This is a genomic window from Halomonas sp. 707D4, from assembly GCF_024158685.1.
Lineage (GTDB): Bacteria > Pseudomonadota > Gammaproteobacteria > Pseudomonadales > Halomonadaceae > Vreelandella.
In genome coordinates, this window is sequence record NZ_JAMZBD010000097.1 from 1 (window position 1) to 8,503 (window position 8,503).

Sequence of the window (8,503 nt, forward strand, 5' to 3'; positions counted from 1 at the left end):
CTACCTGCAGTACGGCATGGCGGAGGGGCGAATCATCGTCGCGACCGACGATGGCCTGTGGGGTTGACACCCGACGACCCCGCCGAAAGGCGGGGTTTTCGTTGGCCGCCACGCACGATAAAGACCGGTTGCTGTCGTAACGAGGCACTCGATTGCTACAATCGTGGCTTTTCTATCGACCGAGCAAGGAGACACGATGGCCGACCCCCTGGTGCTCAATCCAAGAGAGTGTGAAGGCAAGACCTGGCATCCGCCCCATGATCTCGCGTTCGCTGCATCGAGCGTATTGATTCCCCTGCATGGCCGGGAGCTTGCCAAGGCCGCGGCGTCCATGCCGCTGGCGCTGGTCGAAGTCGCCGGTGTCTGGCAACTGGTGGGCGTATGCGGGCTGGCCCTTGGCCATAACCTGTTCGTTCGCGAGGGCAAGTGGCTGGGCAGCTACCAGCCGGAGTGGCTGTCGACCTGGCCCTTCGAGATCGCCACGCGCGGCGAGCGGGGCTATGTCACCTTCGAGCGGGAGAGCGGTCTGGAGGATGTTCACGGCGCGGGCGAGCCGTTCTTCGACGATCAGGGCCAGATGAGCCCGGCCGTCGCCAGCCGCGTGGAAGCCCTGAAAGCGAGCTTTCCCCGCCATCAGGCCACCCGCAAGGCCGTCGCGGCGCTGGTCGAGGCCGGGGTGGTCACGCCATGGCCGGAAGCGCTCAAGCAGTCTCAGGGCGTGGCGCTCGATGGCCTCTACATGGTGGACGAGCCGGCACTGGCGAAGCTCGACGATGCGGCATTCCTCGAGCTTCGCAGGCTTCAGGCGCTGCCGATTGCCTATGCGCTCAATCTCTCCATCACGCAGACTCACCTGTTGGGCCGGTTGGCGCGACTGAACCCGGGGCAGGTGGCTACCCCGGATAATCTGGATAGCGTATTCGGCAACGACGACGACGAGTTCAGCTTCGATTTCGACAGTTGATCTAGCGGGCCATGCAGTATCAAAGGCGCTTCGGCGCCTTTTTTGTAGGGGGGCGTCAGTGCTCGCTCGATCGAGCGCAGTTATCCACATGAAAGCGATGGTGTACACTCGGCGCCTTACTTTCTGGGCGGTTCTTTCATGTCTTCTTCGCTTTTCAACGCGCTGCACCTGATGAAGGTTTTCGGAGCGGTGCTGGTCGTAACCTGTCACTATGCGGCGTTCTACTACGGCTTCTCCTTCTACAGTGACGGCACGGCCTGCTTTTTCGTGGTGGCGGGTTACTACGCGTTGAACTGGGAGCGTACCCGAGGCATTCACTATTTGCTCAAGCGCCTGGTACGGCTTTACCCGGCCTATCTGGTAGCGGTGGTCGCCTACCTTCTCACCCTCTCTCCTCCCCTGAATGACTGGCCTGGGTTGATCTTTCACCATCTTGCCTTCTTGCTGACGGTGCCGGACAAGGCGACGGCGTTCGCGCTGAATCCGCCGTTCTGGTCGCTTCCGGTGTTCTTCACCTTCTTTGCGCTGGTGGCTTTCTTGCCGCGCATCACCCCGCGCGCCTGGCAGGTGGGCGCGTTGATGCTGGTGGCATCTGCAGTAGCGTTATCACCCCTGACCGGTTGGCGAGACGGATATATCGAGCTGCTGGTGTTTCCGCTCCATCTGGGCGCCTTCTGGCTGGGGGGCTGGATTGGCCATCGAGCGCATCGACGTCCCATCACGCCGTCCCTGGGCTACAGCTGGCTGGCGATCGCCTTGATGGCATTGGCGGTGGGCTGTGGCCTGCTCTACCAGCCCGTGATCGAAGGTCTCTTTTTCAAGGCGGGTTACTACTATCGGGGGGCCATGGTGCTGGTTTTCGGGGCGCTGTTCTGGGCGGTGTTGCATAGCCGCCTGGTCGTTCGCCCTTCGCGGGTGCTGGCCTTTCTGGGCACCATCAGCTTTGGCGTCTATCTGTTTCACAACTTGCCGCCGATCTGGCTGGCGCCTTACCTGCCGAGCGCCCAGGCGCTGCCCGTGGCGGTAGGGCTTTCCATCCTGCTTGCCTGGGGTTCATGGGCGCTGGTGGAGGCGCCGTTTCTGCGTTTCTGCAAGCCGCGCCTGGCGCGCTGGATGGGCGCGCCAGGCGTGTAACGGCTACGGGGCGGGGGCGTTCATCACCTGGCGTAACGCCTGGAAATACTGCGCCGAGCCATAATCGGCGTTGTCCTCGCGTACCATGAACTTGCCGTGCTCTTCATCGGTACCGAAGCGCCCGTCCAGAATCGATACGAAGTAGGGAGATAGAAAGACCGCGCCGTTGTCATGGTGACGTGTCAGCGCCTGAGCCAACAGATCGGGATCCATGTTCGTCATGGGGTGCATTTCGGGTACGCCATAACGCTCGTGGCCCTTCTTGTCGAGCCAGTCGAAGAAGTAGTCAGCGTAGATGATCCCGCCGTAGAGGTTGATGCCCTGAGAGTAGTGCTCATTGGCGTTCAGTGAGGCGCTTGCGGCAAAAAGCTGCGGGTTCCACGAACCCTTGAATTCCGGGGCTATCTGATGAGAAAACACTTGCTCGGGCTCGAAACAGCTTTGGCTTATGATGTCCGCGTAGGTTTCGATCTCGTGTTGTACCTGATGCTCGCGAAATTCGTTCCAGAGCGCCGCCAGCGGGTTGTAATACACCGTGGTTTCCCGGGGCGGGTAGTCTGCCCAGAAGCGCAGTGACCCCGGAAGGGCGGCAGCAGGCTCTGGCAACTGGTAGCTGGCAACCGGCTCGGGAGTGCTTTGCTGTCGGTCGATCACCGCCAGGGTGTAGCGCTCGAGCAGGCTGGTTGAATCCTGGGTGACGATGCGCAGCTCGACGCTGTGCAACCCCGGCGACATGGTCTTGAAATCGAGATCATACCGGTACCCCACGTTGGAATCCTCCAGGCCGTCGATGGCCTGCGCGACGTCCAGGCGCGTCAGGTCTGTATCGGCTTCGCCGATGAATTGGCCATCGAGGTAGACATAGATATCGAAGGGCTCCCCGTTTGCATCAAACGCCCAGCCAAAAAAGGGTAGCTCGCCGTAGGCGTGGGCATCGAAATGCTCGAAGTAGTTATTGAGTGGTTGGCTTGCGATATCCTTGGAGGGCGCATTGATCTGCTCGAAACTCTCGAAAGACGACGACAGTGCGGCGTTGAGCCTGGAAATAGAGTCGAATCTCGTCTCCAGCCACTGGCGAAAGCGGGTTTGAGAGGGTTCGCTGTAGTCGGTGACTTCGAACGGTCGCTCGTAGCCCATGCCGCCCATGAAATCCGTGAAGAAGTGATGTGTTTCTCCAAGAGTGGTCACCGCACGTATCTTGTCGCGATCTTCCTGAGGAAGTCGGCATACTTCGTCGAGTACGGCATTCATCGCTTCAGTGCGCGCTCGCTGATAAAGCGCCTCGTCGTCGCCGAGCGACCACGGATAGATCGATGAAGAAAAGTAGTTGTCGATGGGAGAGCTGCCGTTAGCCAGCGCCATGAGGCTGCGCGGGTCTGCGGCGCTGGCGGCGGCCGCCGCGGCCTGGTCGTCCAGCACGAAGTGATTGCCGAACAGGTAGAACACCAACGAGCGTTCCGAGTCTTCGATCACTCCGAGATCGTGTCGAATGATGTCGCGGTCGACGTTGATCTCGCCATCATCGATGGATACGTAGGAAAGTAGCGGCATCCCCAGAGTGTAGCCAAGCTCGAAGCGACCATCTTCACTGACCATCGGGCCGATTCGAGAAAGACTTGCCTCGATCAGTGACGCCGCGCTCTCGTTACGTTGCATGCATGCTTGCCAAGCCTCACCACCGTCGACTATAGAGGTGTCGGCCACTGCGCTTTCGCAGCCACGCATGCCATCGATCATGGGTGAAATGAGGGTGGGTGTTTGGGCAAAAGTTGCACTTGATAGACAAAACGCCGGTAAAATTACCCTTTTCATAGAATTTTCCATTGTTACTGTTAATTGTTGTTGTCGTTTAGAGTCGACAGGAGAGCTGGCACATTTCGCTTAGGAAATGAGTTTATCCTGGGGATTATCGACCATCTACCCTCAAGCACTTTTCTGGTATTGTTACCGCCATGACGTTACTGGTAGCGGCGCGGTTTCGTGACGCTAGTAAGGTAATCGCTAATTTCAAGGAAGGGTACTGGTAGCATACCGGTACCTTGGGGCTTCAGGAGTAGAAATGAACATATTGGTAACGGGTGGTGCGGGTTTCATTGGCTCCGCTGTCGTGCGCTATTTGATCGATGAAACATCGCACAGTGTCGTCAATGTCGATGCCTTGACCTATGCGGGCAACCTGGAGTCGCTGGCCGAGGTCGAGCGTAACGAGCGCTACGTCTTCGAGCATGCCGACATCAACGATGGTGCCGCGATGGCTGCGCTCTTCGAGCGTCATCGGCCCGATGCGGTGATGCACCTGGCGGCGGAGTCCCACGTCGACCGCTCCATCGACGGGCCGGCGGCCTTCATCCAGACCAACATCGTCGGTACCTATACGCTGCTCGAAGCCGCGCGCCACTACTGGAAAGAGCTTCAGGGCAGCGCCCCGGAAAAGGCCGCCGGCTTTCGCTTTCACCATATCTCCACCGACGAGGTCTACGGTGACCTGGAAGGCCCGGAGGATCTGTTTACCGAACAGACGCCCTACGCGCCCAGCTCGCCGTACTCCGCCAGCAAGGCAAGCTCGGATCATCTGGTGCGCGCCTGGCACCGTACCTTCGGCCTGCCGGTGCTGATCACCAACTGCTCCAACAACTACGGGCCGTACCACTTCCCGGAGAAGCTCATCCCGCTGATGATTCTCAACGCGTTGGCGGGCAAGCCCTTGCCGGTGTACGGCAACGGCCAGCAGGTGCGCGACTGGCTCTACGTCGAGGACCACGCACGCGCTCTGGTCAAGGTGGTGACCGAGGGAGTGGTGGGCGAGACCTACAACATCGGTGGCCATAACGAGAAGACCAATCTCGAGGTGGTCGAAACCCTGTGTGACCTTTTGCAGGCGCGCGTGCCCGCCGAGCGGTCCTATCGCGAGCTGATCACGTTCGTGGCCGACCGCCCGGGCCATGACCTGCGCTACGCCATCGATGCCGACAAGATCGAGCGCGAACTGGGCTGGCGCCCGCAAGAGACCTTCGAGACCGGCCTTGCCAAGACCGTGCAGTGGTACCTGGACAACCGCCAGTGGTGGCAGCGCGTGCAGGACGGCAGCTATCAGGGCGAGCGGCTGGGCAGCTTGTGATGTCGAAAGCACCATTCTCGATCGCGATGAGGTAAAGGGAGTTGACCATGAAAATCTTGATCACTGGCGGCAACGGGCAGGTAGGGTTCGAGCTGCAGCGCCAGTTGGCCACTTCCGGCGAGACGTTTGCACCTACGCGTCGGGAGCTCGACCTGGCGGACCCGGCGGCGGTCTCGGCCTATCTCGAGCGTCAACAGTTCGATGTGATCGTCAATGCGGCGGCCTACACGGCGGTCGACAACGCCGAGTCCGACGAGGCGACGGCCACCCGCTTGAACGCATCGCTGCCGGGTCAGCTTGCGGCTTACTGTGCGGCCAACAATGCGCTGTTGATCCACTACTCCTCGGATTACGTCTATACCGGCGACGGCGAGACGCCCTGGCGAGAGAGCGATCCGGTCGGCCCGTGCAACGTATACGGCGATACCAAGCTTGCCGGTGACGAATCGGTGATGGAAAGCGGTTGCCGCCATGTGATCTTTCGTACCAGCTGGGTCTACAGCGCCTTCGGCAAGAGCTTTCTGGGCACCATGCTACGCCTGGGTGGCGAGCGTGAAAGCCTGAACATCATCGATGATCAGATCGGCGCGCCGACGCCTTCACGGCTGATCGCGCTGGTCACCCAGCAGGCGCTGGCCAAGTGGCTCGGTTCGGAGGGCAGCGATCTGGAAAGCGGGGTCTATCACCTGGCGCCGCGCGGGCATACCAGCTGGCACGGCTTCGCGCGCGAGATTTTCGAGCAGGCCCGAAAACATGGAATGGCACTTGCGGTGCGCGATGACAGGATCGGTGCCATTCCCACCAGCGAGTACCCGACACCGGCGACCCGGCCGCTGAATTCGCGCCTGAATGTGGGTAAAATCGAGCAGGCGCTGGGCATCACGATGCCGGATTGGCAAAGCCAGGTCGCACTGACCGTGCAAGAAATCGCAAGCTCGCGTTGATGCGAGCCATGAGCAAGGAAGAACACCATGCAACGTAAAGGTATCATTCTCGCCGGGGGAAGCGGCACGCGGTTGCACCCCATCACGCGCGGCGTTTCCAAGCAGCTTCTGCCGATCTACGACAAGCCGATGATCTATTACCCGATCTCGGTGCTGATGCTGGCCGGCATTCGCGAGATTCTGATCATCTCGACCCCGGAGGATCTGCCGCAGTACCAGAACCTCCTGGGCGACGGTAGCGCTTTCGGCGTTAGCTTCGAGTACGCCGTGCAACCAAGCCCGGACGGCCTGGCTCAGGCGTTCATCATTGGCGAAGAGTTCATTGGCGATGCTCCGGTGTGTCTGGTGCTGGGTGACAACATCTTCCATGGCCAGCACTTTTCCGAGCAGTTGAAGCGTGCATCGAACCAGCCAAGCGGCGCGACGGTCTTCGGCTACCTGGTGAAGGATCCGGAGCGTTTCGGCGTGGTGGCATTCGACGACAGCGGTACCGCCGTTTCCATCGAGGAAAAACCGGCCAAGCCGAAGTCGCCCTATGCGGTGACCGGACTCTACTTCTACGATAACGACGTGGTCGAGATCGCCAGGAAGGTCGAGCCTTCCGAGCGCGGCGAGCTCGAGATCACCAGCATCAACAATGCGTACCTGGAGCGTGGCGATCTGCGCGTGGAGCGTCTGGGTCGCGGGTTCGCCTGGCTGGATACCGGCACGCACGATAGCCTGCTCGAAGCGAGCCAGTACGTGCAGACCATCGAACATCGCCAGGGCCTGAAGGTGGCGTGCCTCGAGGAGATCGCCTGGCATCAAGGTTGGCTGAGCGACGAGCAGCTGCGCGACAGTGCCAATGCGCTATCGAAGACCGGGTATGGTCAGTATTTGCTCAATCGTCTGGATGCCGAGGGGAGTCACTGATGCAGGTCGAACAGACATCCTTGCCAGGAGTCGTGATCCTGACGCCGAAGGTATTCGGCGACGAACGCGGCTTTTTCATGGAGAGCTTCAACCAGAAGGCGTTCGAGGCGGCCACCGGTTGTACACGTGACTTCGTGCAGGATAACCATTCTCGCTCGCGTCAGGGGGTGCTTCGCGGCATTCACTACCAGCTCGAACAGCCCCAGGGAAAGCTGGTGCGCGTGACCCAGGGAAGCGTCTGGGACGTGGCGGTGGATCTGCGCCGTGGCTCGAGCCACTTCGGCCAGTGGGTAGGCGTGGAGCTTTCCGCCGAGAACAATCGCCAGCTGTGGGTGCCGGAAGGCTTCGGTCACGCCTTCGTGGTGCTCTCCGAAACGGCGGATTTCCTCTACAAGACCACCGACTACTACCATCCAGCCTCGGAGCAGAGCATTCGCTTCGACGACCCGACGCTGGGCATCGAGTGGCCCGCACTGCCGGTCGAGTTCGCGCTTTCCGAGAAGGACAAGGCAGGCAGTACGCTGACCGAGGCCAAGGTCTACGCGTGAGTTAGTATTTAATGAGGCCATCCGGCTCGAACGCCCGTTGTCATCATTGATGGCAACGGGCGTTTTTGTTTACGCCTAACTTTACTTTTCACTGTCTCTGCCGTTAGGGTTTCACAGGCTTTTGCAAGACCCTGGCAACGCGAGGCTTTATGGCGAAGACGACGACCTCTCTTTCCACGCTGGTGCATCGCGGCGGGGCCAGCGGTGTGACCGGAAGCTGTCATCAGCTTTATATGGATGACACGCATTCGTTGCTGGTCGATTGCGGGCTGTTTCAGGGTGATGATGCCGATTTACGCGCTTTCGATCAGCTCACTATCGATTTCGAGATCGCCTCGCTGCAGGCGTTGGTGATCACCCATGTCCATATCGATCACGTGGGGCGCCTGCCGTATCTGTTGGCCGCCGGGTTCACCGGCCCGATTCTTTGTTCGATTCCTTCCGCTCGGCTGCTGCCGTTGGTGCTGGAAGACGCCTTGAAGATCGGCTTTACCCGTGACCGGGCGTTGATCGAGCGCTTTCTGGAACACATCGAGCGTCAGTTGGTACCGCTCGAGTACGGCCGCTGGCACACGGTACTCGAGAGCGCATCACGCCACGCGCGAATCAAGCTGCGCCGGGCAGGGCATATTCTGGGGTCGAGCTATGTGGAGGTGGCACTGCGTGAACCTGCCACCCGGCGTCGCGAGCGCGTGGTGTTCTCCGGTGATCTCGGTGCGGCGAACTCGCCGCTTCTGCCTGCGCCCCGGCCGCCTGCCAAGGCCGATCTGCTGGTGCTCGAGTCCACCTATGGCGGGCGCTACCACGATCGACGCCACCAGCGCACGCGCACCCTGAAGCAGGCCATCGAGCGGGCACTCGACAATGATGGTACGGTCATCAT

General features: G+C 60.4%; 8 protein-coding genes. 7 read left to right on the forward strand and 1 reads right to left on the reverse strand.

Annotation, left to right across the window (positions count from 1 at the left end):
* Positions 1 to 196 precede the first annotated feature (196 nt).
* Positions 197 to 964 carry a SapC family protein gene (locus BIS11_RS06190; RefSeq protein ID WP_253422099.1) on the forward strand — a complete coding sequence of 256 codons (768 nt, stop codon included), beginning with the start codon at positions 197 to 199 and terminating at the stop codon, positions 962 to 964.
* 138 nt (positions 965 to 1,102) lie between these two features.
* Positions 1,103 to 2,098 carry an acyltransferase gene (locus tag BIS11_RS06195; RefSeq protein WP_253422101.1) on the forward strand — a complete coding sequence of 332 codons (996 nt, stop codon included), beginning with the start codon at positions 1,103 to 1,105 and terminating at the stop codon, positions 2,096 to 2,098.
* A gap of 3 nt (positions 2,099 to 2,101) precedes the next feature.
* Here the strand turns inward: BIS11_RS06195 and BIS11_RS06200 are convergent, their stop codons facing one another.
* On the reverse strand, positions 2,102 to 3,910 hold the full coding sequence (locus BIS11_RS06200; RefSeq protein WP_253422103.1) for a beta-galactosidase: 1,809 nt from the start codon (positions 3,908 to 3,910) through the stop codon (positions 2,102 to 2,104).
* 247 nt (positions 3,911 to 4,157) lie between these two features.
* On the opposite strand from BIS11_RS06200, the gene rfbB reads away from it, so the two are divergent.
* The 5 genes from rfbB to BIS11_RS06225 form a co-directional block, all read left to right on the forward strand.
* Positions 4,158 to 5,216 (forward strand): dTDP-glucose 4,6-dehydratase, encoded by a 1,059-nt coding sequence (rfbB, locus tag BIS11_RS06205; protein ID WP_253422104.1) that lies wholly within the window; start codon positions 4,158 to 4,160, stop codon positions 5,214 to 5,216.
* A gap of 47 nt (positions 5,217 to 5,263) precedes the next feature.
* Positions 5,264 to 6,160 (forward strand): dTDP-4-dehydrorhamnose reductase, encoded by an 897-nt coding sequence (gene rfbD / locus BIS11_RS06210; RefSeq protein ID WP_253422107.1) that lies wholly within the window; start codon positions 5,264 to 5,266, stop codon positions 6,158 to 6,160.
* Positions 6,161 to 6,187: 27 nt separating this feature from the next.
* Positions 6,188 to 7,072, forward strand: coding sequence for a glucose-1-phosphate thymidylyltransferase RfbA (gene rfbA / locus BIS11_RS06215; protein ID WP_253422115.1), 885 nt, complete (start codon positions 6,188 to 6,190; stop codon positions 7,070 to 7,072).
* Entirely contained in the window at positions 7,072 to 7,620 is a 549-nt protein-coding gene (gene rfbC / locus BIS11_RS06220; RefSeq protein WP_253422126.1) for a dTDP-4-dehydrorhamnose 3,5-epimerase, read from the forward strand. Before rfbA ends, rfbC begins: the two co-directional genes overlap by 1 nt.
* A 149-nt stretch (positions 7,621 to 7,769) precedes the next feature.
* Positions 7,770 to 8,503: MBL fold metallo-hydrolase (locus BIS11_RS06225; protein WP_253585828.1), on the forward strand; the 734-nt coding region annotated here is incomplete at its 3' end.

Bases quoted from the DNA above. Each gene is read 5' to 3' on its own strand.
- BIS11_RS06190 (WP_253422099.1), top strand. From the start codon at position 197: ATGGCCGACCCCCTGGTGCTCAATCCAAGAGAGTGTGAAGGCAAGACC.
- BIS11_RS06195 (WP_253422101.1), top strand. From the start codon at position 1,103: ATGTCTTCTTCGCTTTTCAACGCGCTGCACCTGATGAAGGTTTTCGGA.
- BIS11_RS06200 (WP_253422103.1), bottom strand. From the start codon at position 3,910: ATGAAAAGGGTAATTTTACCGGCGTTTTGTCTATCAAGTGCAACTTTT.
- rfbB (WP_253422104.1), top strand. From the start codon at position 4,158: ATGAACATATTGGTAACGGGTGGTGCGGGTTTCATTGGCTCCGCTGTC.
- rfbD (WP_253422107.1), top strand. From the start codon at position 5,264: ATGAAAATCTTGATCACTGGCGGCAACGGGCAGGTAGGGTTCGAGCTG.
- rfbA (WP_253422115.1), top strand. From the start codon at position 6,188: ATGCAACGTAAAGGTATCATTCTCGCCGGGGGAAGCGGCACGCGGTTG.
- rfbC (WP_253422126.1), top strand. From the start codon at position 7,072: ATGCAGGTCGAACAGACATCCTTGCCAGGAGTCGTGATCCTGACGCCG.